This window comes from Cryptosporangium minutisporangium (assembly GCF_039536245.1).
Taxonomy (GTDB): Bacteria; Actinomycetota; Actinomycetes; order Mycobacteriales; family Cryptosporangiaceae; genus Cryptosporangium; species Cryptosporangium minutisporangium.
This window is the reverse complement of the sequence record NZ_BAAAYN010000023.1, coordinates 411236-427093: the sequence shown is the minus strand read 5'-3', so window position 1 is coordinate 427093 and position 15858 is coordinate 411236. Positions and strand designations below refer to the sequence as shown.

General features: G+C 71.0%; 14 protein-coding genes. 7 read left to right on the top strand and 7 right to left on the bottom strand.

Annotation, left to right across the window (positions count from 1 at the left end):
- The first annotated feature begins 63 nt into the window (after positions 1 to 63).
- The 4 genes from ABEB28_RS18625 to ABEB28_RS18610 are packed head-to-tail and all read left to right on the top strand — an operon-like array spanning position 64 to position 3758.
- Positions 64 to 1059 carry an amidohydrolase family protein gene (locus ABEB28_RS18625; RefSeq protein WP_345729394.1) on the top strand — a complete coding sequence of 332 codons (996 nt, stop codon included), beginning with the start codon at positions 64 to 66 and terminating at the stop codon, positions 1057 to 1059.
- Positions 1056 to 2048 (top strand): cyclase family protein, encoded by a 993-nt coding sequence (locus tag ABEB28_RS18620; protein WP_345729393.1) that lies wholly within the window; start codon positions 1056 to 1058, stop codon positions 2046 to 2048. Before ABEB28_RS18625 ends, ABEB28_RS18620 begins: the two co-directional genes overlap by 4 nt.
- Before the next feature lies 1 nt (position 2049).
- Entirely contained in the window at positions 2050 to 2967 is a 918-nt protein-coding gene (locus ABEB28_RS18615) for a fumarylacetoacetate hydrolase family protein (RefSeq protein ID WP_345729392.1), read from the top strand.
- Complete coding sequence (locus ABEB28_RS18610) at positions 2964 to 3758, top strand: SDR family oxidoreductase (protein WP_345729391.1); 795 nt, start codon at positions 2964 to 2966, stop codon at positions 3756 to 3758. The genes ABEB28_RS18615 and ABEB28_RS18610 overlap by 4 nt, the downstream gene beginning before the upstream one ends.
- Before the next feature lie 9 nt (positions 3759 to 3767).
- On the opposite strand, the gene ABEB28_RS18605 is transcribed toward ABEB28_RS18610, so the two are convergent.
- From ABEB28_RS18605 to ABEB28_RS18590, 4 genes are read right to left on the bottom strand one after another with little or no spacing between them, the layout of a single operon-like run.
- Entirely contained in the window at positions 3768 to 4442 is a 675-nt protein-coding gene (locus tag ABEB28_RS18605) for an alpha/beta fold hydrolase (RefSeq protein WP_345729390.1), read from the bottom strand.
- Positions 4433 to 5191: an enoyl-CoA hydratase/isomerase family protein gene (locus ABEB28_RS18600; RefSeq protein WP_345729389.1), complete on the bottom strand. Its 759-nt coding sequence runs from the start codon at positions 5189 to 5191 to the stop codon at positions 4433 to 4435. The genes ABEB28_RS18605 and ABEB28_RS18600 overlap by 10 nt, the downstream gene beginning before the upstream one ends.
- Positions 5188 to 5688 (bottom strand): nuclear transport factor 2 family protein, encoded by a 501-nt coding sequence (locus ABEB28_RS18595; protein WP_345729388.1) that lies wholly within the window; start codon positions 5686 to 5688, stop codon positions 5188 to 5190. Before ABEB28_RS18595 ends, ABEB28_RS18600 begins: the two co-directional genes overlap by 4 nt.
- A 33-nt stretch (positions 5689 to 5721) precedes the next feature.
- Entirely contained in the window at positions 5722 to 6849 is a 1128-nt protein-coding gene (locus ABEB28_RS18590; RefSeq protein WP_345729387.1) for a 3-hydroxyacyl-CoA dehydrogenase family protein, read from the bottom strand.
- 210 nt (positions 6850 to 7059) lie between these two features.
- Between ABEB28_RS18590 and ABEB28_RS18585 the strand changes: the two genes are divergently transcribed.
- Complete coding sequence (locus tag ABEB28_RS18585; RefSeq protein WP_345729386.1) at positions 7060 to 7656, top strand: TetR/AcrR family transcriptional regulator; 597 nt, start codon at positions 7060 to 7062, stop codon at positions 7654 to 7656.
- 467 nt (positions 7657 to 8123) lie between these two features.
- Here ABEB28_RS18585 and ABEB28_RS18575 read toward each other — a convergent pair whose 3' ends face one another.
- Positions 8124 to 9788, bottom strand: coding sequence for an SAM-dependent methyltransferase (locus ABEB28_RS18575; RefSeq protein ID WP_345729385.1), 1665 nt, complete (start codon positions 9786 to 9788; stop codon positions 8124 to 8126).
- Positions 9789 to 9923: 135 nt separating this feature from the next.
- Positions 9924 to 13265 (bottom strand): AfsR/SARP family transcriptional regulator, encoded by a 3342-nt coding sequence (locus ABEB28_RS18570; RefSeq protein WP_345729384.1) that lies wholly within the window; start codon positions 13263 to 13265, stop codon positions 9924 to 9926.
- 93 nt (positions 13266 to 13358) lie between these two features.
- Here ABEB28_RS18570 and ABEB28_RS18565 point away from each other — a divergent pair, with 93 nt between their 5' ends.
- Positions 13359 to 13655: a hypothetical protein gene (locus tag ABEB28_RS18565; RefSeq protein ID WP_345729383.1), complete on the top strand. Its 297-nt coding sequence runs from the start codon at positions 13359 to 13361 to the stop codon at positions 13653 to 13655.
- Between the two features lie 212 nt (positions 13656 to 13867).
- Here the strand turns inward: ABEB28_RS18565 and ABEB28_RS18560 are convergent, their stop codons facing one another.
- Positions 13868 to 15037 (bottom strand): hypothetical protein, encoded by a 1170-nt coding sequence (locus ABEB28_RS18560; protein WP_345729382.1) that lies wholly within the window; start codon positions 15035 to 15037, stop codon positions 13868 to 13870.
- 376 nt (positions 15038 to 15413) lie between these two features.
- Between ABEB28_RS18560 and ABEB28_RS18555 the strand changes: the two genes are divergently transcribed.
- Complete coding sequence (locus ABEB28_RS18555) at positions 15414 to 15821, top strand: methyl-accepting chemotaxis protein (protein ID WP_345729381.1); 408 nt, start codon at positions 15414 to 15416, stop codon at positions 15819 to 15821.
- The last annotated feature ends 37 nt before the right edge of the window (positions 15822 to 15858 follow it).

Sequence of the window (15858 nt, the reverse complement as noted above, 5' to 3'; positions counted from 1 at the left end):
CGACGTTCGATGCTGTTCGCACGCCGTGGCAATGCCGTCGCGGTGGCGAAGGGATGAGATGACGTGACCCAAGCGATCGATGTCCACGCCCACCTGGCGGTCCCGGCAGTCGACGCGCTGATCGACGGCCACCCGGGCTTGGTCCGTCAGCGGCAGATCGACGCGGCCACACTCGGCCCCGCATCGCTGGCCGTGAACGTCCAGCAGATCGCCGAGCTGGGACCCAGGCTGACCGACCTCGAGGTGCGCCTCGCCGCGATGGACGCCGCGCGGGTGGACGTCCAGGCGGTGAGTGCGGTGCCGTTGCCGCACGCGTGGGCTGATCCGGATCTGGCGTCGCGCATCGTGGCTACCACCAACGAGGGCGTGGCTGCCTACTGCGCGAAAGAGCCGACCCGGCTGATCCCGATCGGCACGGTGTCGTTGCAGCATCCGAGCCTCGTCGTGTCGCAGTTGCGGGCGGCCGCTGACCTGGGCCTGCGCGGGGTGCAGATCTCGACGGCCGCAGGGCCGGACCGCGAGCTGGACGACCCGTCCCTCACGGAATTCTGGGCCGCCGCCGAAGAGCTGGACCTCGCTGTGTTGATCCACCCCTGGGGGTGCACGCTCGGCGAGCGGCTCAACGCGTACTACCTGTTCAACAGCGTGGGGAACCCGACCGAGACAGCGTTGGCGCTCTCCCGTCTGCTCTTCTCGGGAGTGCTCGAACGCCATCCGCGGCTACGAGTCTGGTCCGCGCACGGCGGTGGTTACCTGCCGTCGTACGTCGTTCGCGCCGACCACGCCTGGGCCGCCCGCTCCGACGCGCGGACGACGACCGAGCCGCCGAGCGCGCTGCTGCGCCGGACGTTCGTCGACTCGCTGGTCTACACACCCGAACAGCTGCGGCATCTCGTCGCGGTGATGGGGGCTTCGCAGGTGACGCTCGGCTCCGACTACCCGTTCGACATGGGCGTCGACGACCCGGTCGACCGGCTGGAGGCCGCCGGTCTCGACGCCGCGACGACCGACGCGATCCGCGGCGGCAACGCCGCCCGACTCCTGGGGCTGGAACAGTGATCGGCTACGACGTCACCGCGGAGTTCGGGTCGGATCCCGAGGCAGCGATCGCCGAGGCGGCGAAGCGGCACAGCAACTGGAATCGGTGGGGGGCCGACGACGGCGTCGGAACGGTGAACTTTCTTGACGACGCCAAGCGCGCCGCGGCCGCGAGCCTGATCCGGCGTGGTGCCAGCTTCAGCCTCTCGCTGCCGTTCGACGAGAACGGGCCGCAGTTCGGGTGGAAACGCCGGGTCAACCCCGTGCACACGATGACCTCGACCGGCATGGACACCCCGGAACAGATGGGGTTGCCGCACGGGCTCTCGGTCGCCGACGACGCGGTGTTCATGCCGCTGCAGTGCAGTACGCAGTGGGACGGGCTGGGGCACGTGTTCGATCACGGCGTGGCCTGGAACGGCCGGGCCGGTCGGGAGGTCGTGACCAGCGAGGGCGACTTCGCGACCGGCATCGAACGGATCGCCGCGCCGGTGATCGGCCGAGGCGTGCTGCTCGACGTCGGTCGGGCACTGGGCGAGAACGGCGAGCTGCCGGACGGCTGTCCGATCACGAGCGCGGATCTGGACGAGACGATCCGCCGCCAGGGCACGAGCGTCGGCCGGGGCGACCTCGTACTGGTGCGGACCGGTCAGCTCACCCGCGTCCGGCGACGCCTCGCCGCGGGCGAAGGCTGGGGCTCCTACGCGGGCGGCCCGGCACCGGGTCTGTCGTTCGAGACCGCCGGATGGCTGCACCGCACCGAGATCGCGGCGGTCGCCACCGACACCTGGGGCGTGGAGGTGCGACCCAACGAGTGGCCGGACGCGATGCAGCCGCTCCACCAGGTCGCCCTGCCGCACATCGGCCTTCTGCTGGGTGAGATGTGGGATCCGGACGCGCTCGCCGCGGACTGCGCGGAGGACGGCGTCTACGAGTTCCTCCTTGCGGCGCAGCCGCTGCCGTTCACCCGGGCGGTCGGCTCGCCGGTCAACCCCGTGGCGGTGAAGTGACATGCGGCTGACGACGGTGCTGACCGCGGAGGGCGCCCGCGTCGGTGTCCTGGACGGGGACGTGATCCGGCTGGCTGCACCGGGGCCGACGCTGCTCGACGTCATCGCCGAGGGTGTCGAGGCGCTCCGCACCCGCGACGCGATCGGAGTCGAGGAGGCGGTGTTCGGGCCGCTGCTGGCGCCGCCGTCGGTACGGGACTTCCTGACCTACGAACAGCACCTGGCCGCGCTGGCCGGTGCGGTCCCCGAGGAGTGGTACGACCAGCCGCTATTCTACTTCTCCAATCCGGCCGCGATCGTCGCGCCGTACGGCGAGGTCCGGATGCCGCCGCTGGTGACGCAGTACGACTACGAACTCGAAGTCGCCGCGGTGATCGGCAAGGCAGGCTCGGATCTGACTCCGGAGCAGGGCGCCGCGCACATCGTCGGCTACACGATCATGAACGACTGGTCGGCCCGCGACCTGCAGGTCGCGGAGTTCAAGCAGCCGATGGGCCCATCCAAGTCCAAGGACGCGGCGATCACGCTCGGGCCGTGGCTGGTGACCGCCGACGAGCTCGCCGACTTCGTCGAGGACGGCCGGCTCGCGCTGCGCACCGAAGTCCGGCTCAACGGCGCGCGGACCGGCGGGGACACCACCGCGAACATGTCGTGGTCGTTCGGGGATCTGGTGGCCTACGCCTCCCGGGGCACGGTGGTCCGGCCCGGGGACGTGCTCGGATCGGGTACCTGCGGCACCGGGTGCCTCGCGGAGATCAAACGGACACAGCCGGAGACCGCACCGGACTGGCTGAAGGCCGGGGACGTCGTCCGCATCGAGGTCGAGCAGCTGGGCTCCATCGAGAACCGGCTGGTTCCCGGGTCTGCTCCGGTGGAGATTCCCAAGGCACGGCGGAGAATCAAGGAGAGCGTTCAGTGAAGGTCGAGAATGCGGTCGTGGTCGTCACCGGTGCCGGCAGCGGCATCGGTGCGGCGCTGGCCCGGCGCTTCGCCGCCGACGGCGCGGCGACGGTGATCGTCAGCGATCGCGACGGCACGGCGGCACAGCAGGTCGCCGACGAGATCGGCGGAACCGCCGACACCACGGACGTCACCGACGAGGCGGCCGTCACCGCGCTCGTCGACCGAGTGCTCGCCGAGTACGGCCGGATCGACCTGTTCTGCTCGAACGCCGGCGTGTTCACCGGTGGTGGCGTCGAGGTCGAGACCGACGTCTGGCAGCAGGTCTTCGCGGTCAACGTCCTCGCGCACGTGTACGCGGCACGGGCGGTGACGCCGTCGATGCTGGCGCGGGGGAGCGGCTACCTACTCAACGTCGCCTCGGCCGCGGGGTTGCTGACGACGCCGGGGGATGCACCGTACACCGTCACCAAGCACGGAGCGGTCGGGCTGGCCGAGTGGCTGGCCGTGACCTACGGCGACCGGGGGATCGGCGTCAGCGTGGTGTGCCCGCTCGGCGTGTCCACGCCGTTGCTGCTGAATCCGCTGGAGGAGGGCAGCGCGGCTGCGTCGGTGGTCGCCGCCTCCGGCGAAGTGATCTCGCCGGAGGACGTCGCCCAGTCGGTCGTCGAGGGCCTCGCCGAGGAGCGGTTCCTGATCCTGCCGCATCCGGAGGTCGGCGCCTACTGGGCGCAGAAGGCCGCCGACCCGGGCCGGTGGTTGTCCGGCGTCCGCCGCCTGGTGACGAAGACGGCTCCGCAGGAGCGCTGACTCGGAGCGTCAGCAGCTGGCGGCGATTTCCGCGAGGAGCGCCGCCACCTGCTCGGGGCGGGTCAGCGCGGGGCTGTGCCCGCTCGGCCACTCAACGGTGCGGGTCGCACGGCGGGCCATGGCACGCTGCAACTCCGGGTGGACGACGCGGTCCTCGGCGCAGACGAGATAGGTGGACGGCGTGGAGCGCCACGCGATCGGTGCCGGTACACCGCGGAACAGTCTCCGGCCGACCGGGCGCAGGCGGGCGGTGGCCGCCGAAGCGACATCCGCCGACGCATCGCTGTAGAGCAGCTGCGCGCCGAGCACGGGGTCGAGGCCGACCTCCGTCTCTTCCACCCGCATCGCCTCCGGCAGCGAGGTCTCCGGGAAAGACTCGCCGGGCAGGAGTCGGCTGACCGACTCGCCCTCGTCCAGTTGGAACGCCGCGACGTACAGCAGGTGCCGTACCAGCGGGTGCGACCCGGCCGCGGTGATGACCGCGCCGCCGTAGGAATGGCCGACCAGCACGGCAGGTCGTCCGAGATCGTCGAGCGCGGCACGGGTGGTCGCCACATCCGCGTTCAGATCGGTCAACGGCAGCTCGACCGCGACACTGTCCACGCCGCGATCGGTGAGCGCCGCACGCACCGCATCCCACGTCCACGCGCCGTGCCACAGCCCGTGGACGAGAACTACACCCACCGGGGTGCCCGTTTCTCCGCGAACGCGGTGCGGCCCTCGACGTGATCGGGGTGCGCGGCGGCGTCGCCCTGGTGGCGCGCCTCCAACGCGAGGGCGGCCTCGAACGAAAGCTCGGAGACCGCACGGAACTGCCGCTTGGTCAGCGCGAGCGCGTGCGCGGGCCCGGCCGCGAACAGCTGGGCCAGCCCGTGAGCACGGGACGCCAGTTCGTCGTCGGCAACCACTTCGTTGAGCAGCCCGAGCCGGTGCGCCTCGGCGGCGGGAATCGGCCGACCACTGGCCGCGAACCAGAACGCGCGCGCGTAGCCGAGCTCCCGGACCAAGTACCACGACACCGCGGTGTCGGGTACGAGCCCGACCTTGCCGAACGCGCAGGAGAACGACGCGGACTCGGCGGCCAGACGCTGGTCACAAGCGAGCGCCAGGCCCATCCCGGCACCGACCGCCAATCCGTTGACCGCGGCGATCACCGGCTGGGGCATCGTCGCTATCGTCTGCGCGATCGGGTTGTAGGTGCCGGCCACGGTCTCGTCGGCGTGCTCGAGTTCCTCGACGGCGGCCAGGTCCTGCCCCACGGAGAACGCGCGGCCCGTGCCGGTCAGCACGACCGCGCGCACGGTCGCATCGGCGGCCACGCTCCGGAGCGCCTCGATCAGTTCCCAGCGGGTGCTGCGGTCCAGCGCGTTGAGCTTGTCGGGACGGCTCAGCGTGACGGTGGCGACGGCACCGTCCCGGGCGACGGCGATCATCGCGTTCCTCCTGGATGGATGGCGCTGTTTTCGCGGCCGGGTACCGAGTAGCCGCGGTCGGCGTAGGGAAAGCCGTCGAGTTCGGTGGTCTCCGGCCGCATCTGGTAGTACGAGCGGATCTCGGTGATGAGACCGTCGGCTGTGGTGAACCACTCGGCGCCGCGGGTGGCGACCCGCTCGGCCGCGCCGTCGGGCAGCCACCACATCGTCCACTCGATCACGGCCTGCTCGGGTGTGGCGCAGATCGTGTCGACGACCCAGCGGGCCTGGATTCGCCTGGCCACCTTGCGCCAGTAACGGGCGAGGTGTTCACCTCCGGCGACCGCGGCCGAGCCGGTGTTCGGGGCGAGGAACCAGTGGACGACGTCCGGGTGGAGCGTCTGGAGCATGAGCTCGACGTCTCCGGTGCTGCACCCGTCGTAGTAGCGGGTGATCAATGCGGTCCAGGCGGCGGTCGGGTTGGTCGCCGTCCGCGGGTCGGCCAGGGGAGTGGTCATCGTTGGGGCACCTTCGGTCGGCGTGGCGTCGTCTCAGTCGTAGGTGTAGAAGCCGCGGCCGGTTTTGCGGCCGAGCCGACCGGCGGCGACGAGCGAGCGCAGCAGCGGTGCGGGCTCCAGCCGTGGATCGGGGTCGACCGCGGCCATCGACTCCAGCGCGGCGACCGTAACGTCCAGCCCGATGAGATCGACCAGCGCGAGCGGCCCCATCGGGTGGCCCGCGCCGGTGCGCATCCGGTCGTCGATCTCCGCGGCGTCGACGCCGGCGGCGTGCGCGTGGACGGCGTCGTTCAGGTACGGGATGAGCAGCCGGTTGACGATGAAGCCGCGCTCGTCGGCGCTGAGTACCGGAGTCTTGCCCAGGTCACATACCCAGGCGCTCGCGGTGGTGCGCAGGTCGGCGGGCGCGACGACCTCGACGAGCTTCATCACCGGGGCGGGGTTGAAGAAGTGCAGCGCGAGCACCGGCCGGTCGGGGGAGACGGCCGAGCGGAGATCGGCCACCCGGAACGACGAGGTGTTCGTGGCGATCGGCACGCCGGGGGGCAGCGCGGCGTCCAGCCGGGTCAGGACGGCCGCCTTCACCGCGGCGTCCTCGGTGACCGCCTCGACGACGACGTCGACGCTCGCGCCGGCCAGGTCGGTCGGGTTCTCGGTGGGGGAGATCCGGGACAGGACGGTGTCGCGCCCGGCTTCGTCGAGGCGACCGCGGGCGACCGCCCGGTCGAGGCTGCGCGCGACGCGGATCCGTAACGCCTGCCCGGACTCGGCGCTGCGGGCCAGTACCGCGACGGGCCGGCCGCTGCGGGCGATCGCCTCGGCGATCCCGGACGCCATGTGCCCGGTGCCCACCAGACCGACTGCGCCGGTCCACGCAGTGGCCGCGCCGGACGCATCTTCCGTGCTGGTTGGGTGGGGCGTGTGCGTGCCGTCGGGCGCGATCGCGGCCGCACGGGCTTCGGCGGCCAGGCCTAGCGCGGCTCGGCGGTTGGGTGGGAGTCCGGCCAGCAGCGCGAACGGGCCATCGGGGTGGCCCGCGCCGAGGCGCATCGCCACGTCGATGTCCTCCCGGGTCGCCACCGCGCGCTCGGCGAGCGTCACCGCGTCGCGCAGGAGCCCGGACAGCAGCGTTGCCGCGTGCGGCGTCAGCGTCGTCGCCATGAGATTTCCTCTCTACCGGCCAGCCGGTAGGTAAATTATGCTGCGCGGCAGCGGACTGTCAACGAAGGGAGTCCCATGGCCCTGGACAAGGTTCTGGCGGACGCGGCCACCGCGATCGCCGACGTCGAGCGCGCTACCGCAGCGTCGCTACGGGTGCCCGCGGGCCTGCGTTAGCGTTGCCGGTCGACCAACCGCACCGGAAGGAAACCGATGGCGCAGCGCACTGACGGGGCCACCCGCCGGGCCCAGATCATCGACGTCGCCGCCGGGCTGTTCCGGGAGCGCGGCTACCACGAGACGTCGCTGGAGACGCTGGCCGCCGCGGTCGGCATCCGTAAGGCGTCGCTGTACTACCACTTCCCGAGCAAGGACGCGATCCTGCTCGAGATCCACGAGGAGATGATCGAACACCTGCTCGGTCGGGCCCGGCAACGGACCGGCAGCCCGACCGAGCGGTTGCGCGGCGTCATGCGCGATCTCGTCGAGCTGATGGAGCTGTTCCCGGGCCGGCTGCAGATCTTCTTCGAGCACTACCGCGAGTTGCCCTCCGCGCAGCGGGTGGCGAGCACCGCGAAACGCGACGAGTACCACGCGATCCTCGTCGGCATCCTGCGCGACGGCGTGGCGGCCGGCGAGTTCGCGGTCGACGACGTCGAGCTGACCGCGCTCTCCATCCTCGGGTCGTGCAACTGGACCTACCAGTGGTTCCGGCCGGGCGGTCGGCTGTCCGCCGCCGAGGTGGCCGACGGCTTCCTGCGCGTGTTGCTGGGCGGGATCGCTGCGAGCGGTCAGCCGTCGACCAGCTGATCGCCCTGGTCACGTGCTCAGTGGGCGCCCCGGCCGGAGTACCGTGCCTCCCACAGGCATGCGTAGGCGCCCCGCGCCGCGACGAGTTCCTCGTGGGTACCCGCCTCGATGAAGCGGCCATGGACTACTTGCGTCGCATCGGTACTTCCGGCGGGTCAGGGCTCGACGTGCCCGCCGACCTCCAGCGGACCTTCCACGAACAGACCGGTACGAGCTTCGCCCGGTGGTGCTACGCCGCCCGCATGCGCATCGCCCGAGACATGCTCGCCGGCGGTGCCAAGCCCAGCGCCGTCTCACGCCGCGTCGGCTACGCCCACCTGCCGACTTCAGCGCCGCCTTCACCCGCTTCCACGGACTATCGCCGCGCGACTATCAGGAGCGCGAGACCAAGGAAAGTCTGACCCACGTCAAGCCGTCCGGATAGCCGAGGGGAGCGTTGGTCTCGGAGGGCATCCGGCCTCCGAGACCTAGGCCTTGCGCGCCAGGCCACCGTACTGCGGCACATCCAGATCGACGTATTCAGTCGATGGATCGGGCCGCCACTGCGGTAGCTGCACCACGCCCGGCGGCACCAACTCCAGGCCGTCGAGGAATGCCCCGATCTCTACGGCTGTCCGCAAGGTGATCGGGGTGGCGCCGCTGGCGTTCCACAACTCTGCGGCCTGCGGCAACGGGCCCTCCGAGGCGCTACTGGCGACCGCCACATAGCTCCCCACCGCAAGGGTCTGCTTGATCACCGCGAGAATCTGCGCGACCTGATCGTCGTCGATGAACTCAAGAATCCCCAGCACGGTCACCGCTACCGGCTGACTGAAATCCAGTAGACCGGAGGCAGCCTCCAACACCCGGCCGACGTCGCGAAGGTCCGCGTCGATGTAATCGACGGTTCCCGGCGGTGCCGCCACCAACAGTGCCCGCGCATGCGCAAGCACGATCGGGTCGTTGTCGACGTACACGACCTTCGACTCGGGAGCGACTGCCTGCGCCACCTCGTGGGTGTTTCCTGCGGTCGGAATCCCGGTACCGATGTCGAGGAACTGCCGGACCTCGCAAGTACCGGCCAGGTACCCGACAGCTCGGCCAATGAATTGGCGCTCGGCACGCATCACGACCGGCAGGATCGGGGCGCCCGCGACGATCTGCTCGCCCACCGCCCGGTCTGCGGCAAAATGATCCTTGCCGCCGAGCCAGAAATCCATCACCCGCGCGGGATGGGGTACACCGGTATCGATCGCCACTGGTTTCCTGTCAGGGTCGATCGGTCGGGTCATGAAGTCTCCCGCCCGGTCAGAGGGTGTCTCGGTAGCCATTGGCCCCTTCTCGGCTTCTTCGGACAGCATGGACCCAGCTGAATCGGGTGTTCCCCGGGTCGGAGCAGCGGGCGATACACAAAGGATGTTCGGCCGCCACGCTAGTACACGACCGACACTTACACCCCCAACCGGGCGGTTAGCTAGTCGGGCGCGTATTGGTACACACGGGCCTCCCCCGCTTCGTGCAGGTACTTCGCGCGTTCCTCGGGTGGTGCGCTGCTCGGCGAGCGCGAGTACCTCGTCGATCGGTCCGCATACTTCGCAGGGCATGATGCGGAGGTTGGTTGCGTACACGGTATTGAGCTGCCGTCCGTCGGCGCTGAAGACGAGTTGCAGAGCGTCGGCGGGTTGGTCGAAGGTGAGGGCTTCGCCGCTGCCGTCGGTGTTCCACAGGCGCACGGTGCCGTCGGTGCCGACGCCGGCGATCAGCGTGCCGTCGGGGCTGAAGCCGATCGCCGTGATCTGTCCGACGGTGCCGGTGAGCACGACTGGGTCGCCGTCCCCGGCGATGTCCCAGACCCGTATTGCTCCGTCATCGCCCGCGACTGCCATCAGCCGTCCGTCCGGACTGAACCGGACGTGATCGACACGCCCAGGCATGCCTTCCTGTCCGCTCAAGCCCCTCAGCGTCCGCACGACCCGCCCGGCGGCTGGATCCCAGAGGACCACCTCGTGCGCGCGCTCGAGCATCCGGCGGTGGGCGCGCTCGTCGCGTGACGACCACGCGACCGCCGCACTGGATCCGCGGGCCGAACTGGAAATCTTCGGCCGGGCGGGCACCTGGGCGGTGGCGAGCGCAGCGTCGTCTTGATCACCCATCGACTCGCGTCCGTTTGCCGAGCGAACCGGATCTACGTGCTCGAGCACGGTACCCACGCCGACCTGATGGCTCGGAACGGGCGCTATGCCGAGTTGTACCGGCTGCAGGCCGACCAGCAGCGCTGACCGCGACGGTCACGGAGCGCTGCACTCGACACCGCATAGCGCCGGGGCCGCTCCCGCGAGAGGTTGCCCCTCCTCGGACCGTCCCAGCGCGGTGAGGAGAGCGGCCGCGGTGGCGTCCTCGGCCTGCGCGGCCGCCGGATCGTCGTGCCGGAGTGCCGCGGCCGCTACCTGCCGGGCCGCTGCCTCGCCCAGCCGGTAACCGGAGGCCCGGAAGAGGTCCGTGGCGGCGGCCACGGTGGCGGCCGCCAATTCGCAGCGCCCGGCCGCCAGCTGCGCCCGCGCGACGATCATCCGCGCGGCGCCGCTGAGAAGGCGCATTCCCCTCCGGTCGGCCTCCCTTCGGGCAGCGTCGGCCAGCGCCGCTGCGGTCGCCGGCTCGCCGTCGTCCAGCGCCAGGTGGGCCAGGCCCAGCTGGGCCTCACAGATCCACCGCGGCAGCCGAGCCGAGTCGGCGAGGTCCGCGGCCCGGCCGTAGATGGTGCGGGCCTGGTCGATTTGGCCACTGCGCTGGTACAGGTCGGCCAGGATCGTGAGGGCCGTGCACAACACTCGTGGCGAGCGCATGCCGTCGGCCAATTCGCTGGCCTGCTGCGCCAGGGGAAGCGCTCGGCCGGGCCGTCCGGCGTCCCGGTGGAGCGCGGCGAGGTGGGCCAGCATCTCCGCCTCGTCGATAGCCGACCCGAGGACGCCAACCGCGTCCAAAGCCTGCGACAGGTGCTCTTCGGCTTCCGCCCAGAGGCCCAGCGCGGTGCAGGCCTGTCCGAGGTTGGACCGCGCGATCGCGCCGGCCAGCGCGGCACCCAGTTGATCGCATGCGTCGACCGCTTCGACGCTCGTCGCCCTGGCTTCGGCGAGCCGGCCCAGTTCCAAGTAGGCGCTGGCGGCGTTCACCGCGGAGTTGGCGACGACGAACGGCTGCCGACGGGAACGTCCGAGCTCGACGGCCTGCCCCAGGTAACTCAGCGCCTGCTCCGCCTCGCCCCGGTCGAGATGGACGATGCCGAGGTTGTTCAGGGCCGCGCCGGCCAGAGCGGGCAGCTTCGCGGTCCTGCTCGCGGTGAGTGCCTGCTCGAGTTGCGTGATGGCCTCCCGCTGGTGGCCCTGGGACCACTCCAGGTTGCCTGCCGACAGACGCATCGCTGCGATCGCCGCCGGGGCACCGTCGGCCGTTGCTGCGTCCAACCCGACGCGCACGGCCGACGCCCACGCCCCGGTGGCGTGGTGCGCGGCGAACTCGCCGCGGAGCGCGTCAGCGAGGTGCCAGGAGTAGGGCCGGAAGGTCTCGTCCCGGGCAGCCTGCGCGGCAGTGGCCACGAGATTCCAGCATTCGGCGTCGAGGAAGGCGCGAGCGGCCACGGTGTCCATCGACGGAACCACGACGGCGAGGCGGCCGCGTGCGAGGCGGCTCAGGTCCGGGTGGAGTGCGGCGGCGGCTGCGTCCGCGGTGCCGAGGTAGTGGGCGTACAGGTTGCCGAGCGCAGCCCGCCGCTGGGCGGGCGTCAGGTCTCTGGTTCCGTACTCCGCGGCGCCCAACTTGATCACGTCATGCAGGCTGTACCGGCCCGGCGTGGGTCGATGGACGAGGTGGTCGACGACGAGGGCGTCCAGTCCGGCCTCGGCGAGGTCGAGCGGCGCGCCGATCAGGGCGGCCACACTGGCGACCGAGAAGTCGCGGCCGGGCGCGAGCCCGAGCAGGCCGAAGACGAATTGCTCGCGAGATTTCAACCGGGCGTAGGACTGGCCGATGGTCCGGCGGATCGTGGCCTCCCGGTCACCAGGCACACCGAGCCGGTCGAGACGCGCGTCGCCCCGTAGGTCGGCGAGGTAAGCCGACGTCTCAGCCGCCGACCGGCCGACGAGGTTCGCGGCTGCCAAGCACAGGGCGAGGGGGAGATGCCCGCAGAGCTCCGCGACCTCGTCGAGCCACGGGGGGAGGGATGCTCCGTGGTCCAGTCCCAGTAGCCGCACCAGCAAGGTCCGGGACTGGTTCGCCTGGAGCGGTCCGACATCGACGAGGTGTGCTTGGTCCAGCGCGGCGAGGCCACGAAGATCGGTCCGGCTGGTCACCAGCACGGCGCAGCCGCGACCACCCGGCAGCAGCGGGCGAACCTGCGCCGAATCGACGGCGTCGTCGAGCACCAGGAGCACCGCACGGTCGGCCAGCCGGGCCCGAAGCATCGCCGCCCGCTCCTCCAGGCTCTCCGGCAGCAGCACGGGATCGGCGCCGGAGGCCTCCAGCAGGCCGGCGAGGATCGCACTGGGCGTCCGCGGGCACAACCCCAGACCGCCCAGCTGGACGTACCACTGCCCGTCCGGGAACCGCTCCCGGACCTGATGAGCGACCCGGACGGCCAACGTCGTCTTGCCGGCACCGGGTAAGCCGCAGAGCGCGACGACCGGTGTGCCGTCGCTGTCAGCCGTGAGCAGCGCGGCGATCTCGTCGGTCAGCCCTGCGCGATCCTGGTAGACCCGCCGGTCGGACGGCAACTGGTCCAGTACACGCCAGGCGGGCGCCGGATGGGTCGGTGGGTCACAGGGCCCGGCGTCCTCTGCCGCGCCGCAGCCGTCCGCCGGACTCGCGGGGCTGCCGGGATCGGCGGACCGTGTGGTCAGCTCACCGGTCAGCACGCTCTGGTGGACGGCGCGGAGAGCGTCCCCGGGGTCGATCCCGAGTTCGTCCCGCAACCGTCGGCGGACGGCGTGGAAGGCGTCGAGTGCGTCGGCGCGCTGGCCGGTGCGCGCGAGCGCCTCGACGAGGTAGGCCGAGAGTCGTTCTCGTAGCGGGTAGACGCGGGAGAGTTCGCGCAGCTCCGCGACGAGCGGCTCGTAGCGTCCGAGCCGGAGGTCGAGCCCCACCCGGGTCTCCAGTGCGGTCAGCCGCTCCTCCTCCAGCCGCACGACCGTCGGGCGCAGCGAGGTGGACGGTACATCGCTCAATGCGGGTCCGCGCCACAGCGCGAGCGCCGACCGCAGCAACTCGGCGCGCGCCGCCAGGTCCGCAGCGGGGCCGGCCTTCTCCTGCGCGACCGTGCGGCGGAACCGATGGAGGTCGACGGTCTCCGGGGGGACGCGAAGTCGGTATCCGCTACCGCCCGTGACGATCAGCGTGGGATCGCCCAAGGCCCGCCGCACCCTGGCCACGTACGACTGCACCGCACCACGCGCGCCCCGCGGTGGGTGACCGTCCCAAATGTATTCCGCGAGCTGCTCAGCAGATACGACCCGGTCCGCCTGGACGAGGAGAGCCGCGAGAACGATGCGGTGCTTCGCCGCGGACAGCACGACCGTACGGCCGCCGACGACCACCTCCATCGCGCCAAGAATGCGGAACTCGACCTCAGCGTTGAACACGCGTTCCTCCCCCGTGGAATTCTCCGTTCCGGCTAGCCTCACCTGCCGGGGCGCGCGGAGTCTCCCGGGTTAGTGCCGGGTCGCACGGTACGAGTGCCGCTTCGAACGGTTCCCGGGGACGGCCTGCGCCCCGTCGACCAGGTGGTCGACGGGGCGCTGAGGGTGACGAGCCGCCGGTTCGGCGGGTACTACTACCGAACCGAGCGGTCAGAAGTCGCGGTTCTGGATCCCTACGTCACCGGCCGACTGGGTGACGTCGTCGGTGATCCGAACCGAGTCCCCGTCCCCGGCGACGTGAACAGGGGACGCACCGTCCTGACCGCTGCCGGCCGCTGCGACAACGCCGAACGTCGCAGCAACCGCCAGAGCCGCTCCGACAACGATGCGTGAGATGACAGCCATTGCACTCCTTCGATTCCACTGCCCTACTTTCGGGTCGTCCAGCACTGAATCACCTCGCGCTGACGCGACGCTTTCGTCTCGCTGTCGCCGCGGTCAGAGGCGGGATGGACGCCCCGGAGGCCGCGCACCTCGAGTAGCCGCAGCCGATCCGTGCGGTCGGGTCCGCACCGCGGAAAGGCTGCCGGCAACGGCCTCAGGGGTTACCGGCGCACCGTCCATACCACCGGGCGGGTTCCGTCGGCGGTGGTGATCGAGCCGGCGATTTGGCCTCGGTTGTTGATCGCGGTCGCGGTGCTGGCCGTCTCGCCCGGGGCGAGGTCGATCATCCGGCCGCCGGTCCACAGGAAGGCGTGCGTCTCGCCGGACTCGGTCGTGCTGGTGCCGACGATCTGACCGAGATCGTCGACCGCGGCCGGTGTGCTCGACGGCCCGCCGAGCGTCCCGATATCAGTCATCCGGCCCAGTCGCCAGCGGAAACCGTGGGTCTGTCCGGACGCGGTGACTGAGGTTCCGACGATGTCGCCGATCCGGTTCACGCCCCGACCGGTCGTCAGTGGCGCACTGGTCGGACCGCCGAGCGTGCCCAGCCGGATCATCCGGTCGCCCACCCAGACCACGGCCTGTTCGGGGATCAGGGTGAAGCCCCAGACTCCGGACGAGCCCGAGCTGAGCGTCGGTTGTCCGAGGGCGCCCACCACCGTCCCGGCCGGCCCGAAGTCGTAGACATGCCCGGCGGTGCCCTCTGGTATCGGTAGGTACACCGGGTCCGCGCCGGGCCGCACGATCGTGGGTCGATGCTTGCGCTCGGCGACGAAGACCGTGCCACCGCCCACCCGGCCCGCATCGTCGATCCCGTAGGCCCGGACGAAGTAGCCCCCGGTTGGCGTGACGTGCCCAACGGCGGGGCAGAACAGCACTCCGTTCGAGCCACCGCCCCTGGGCTGGCTCGTCTCCAGGACCGACTGGTCGCGCTCGTTGAGCCGCAGGAGCCCGGTGAAGTAGTAACCCGCGGCGCAGTCCTCGGTGGAGCCATCGGCGCGCCAGAGCCGGGCGAAATTGTAGGTGCCCGCGCCGCCCCCGACGATGCCGAACACCGTGCCGGCATCGTTGATCTCCGCCGCTCCACCCGCGGGTAGCTCGCCGATCGGCAGATCCACCCGGGTGCTGCCGTCCCAGCGGACCGGCTGCCTGGTGGCACCGCGCTCTACCGAGCCCGCGACCTGACCGGAGGAGTTGATGTCCTCGGCTGAGCCGGTATATCCGGCCGGGACCGGCAGCGCGACGGTGACTATCCGTGGAGCCGCGGCCCCGGCCGGATCGCCCACCAGGAGCGAGGCCAGCAGGAGCGTCAACACGGCGAGTGTCCTCACCGGACGGTAGACGCTACGCGGTCGCCGTCGCACTAGCATTGCAGCCCCCGGCGGCTTCGGCAGTGGGACGCAGAGTGTCCCATCGATCACTCGGCTCAGGCGGGCGTCGCCGTACTGGACCGATCGTGCACTCAGTTCGGCCAGCCGATGGCGTCCAGGAAATGCTCGACAGTGTTCTCGAAACTCCGTCTCGTCCGCTTCAAGCAGCCGCGAGGCGCGGCCCGCCGAGCCGAGTGTCTCCAGCGCTGATATCCGGAGCAGTAGTGCGGGCCAGTTCCTCGGCTTAGCCGACTGCACACCTCCGCGGCCGTGGGGCGGCAGGTGGCGGCCCGCGAGGCAAAGCCACCGCGGACCTGCCTATCCCCGCGCGCGGGAGATGCTCGACGCGCTGCGCAGCAGCCTCCGCGCCGTCGATGATGTCGCGCATATCATCAGCGGAGCCGCCCGGCAGACCAATCTGCTCGCGCTCAACGCCACCATCGAAGCCTCTCGCGCCGGGCAGGCCGGGGCCGGCTTCGCCGTGGTCGCCAACGAGGTCAAGACGCTGGCCGGGAACACCGCCGACTCCTCGGCGTCGATCACCGAAACGCTCGGGCAGCTCAACCGCGACACGACCGCCGTTGTCGGCGCCATCCAGACCGTCAGCGAGTCGATCTCCGGCATCGACACCACGATCTCCGACGTCCGGGCGGTCACGGCCGCGCAGCAGGCCACCCTCGACGAGGTCATCCGACGGCTCAACGATGCCACCGCGCAGGTCACCGCATCGACGACCGGTCAGTGACCGCTCTCGGTCGACCGCGGCACCAACAGTCAGGCGC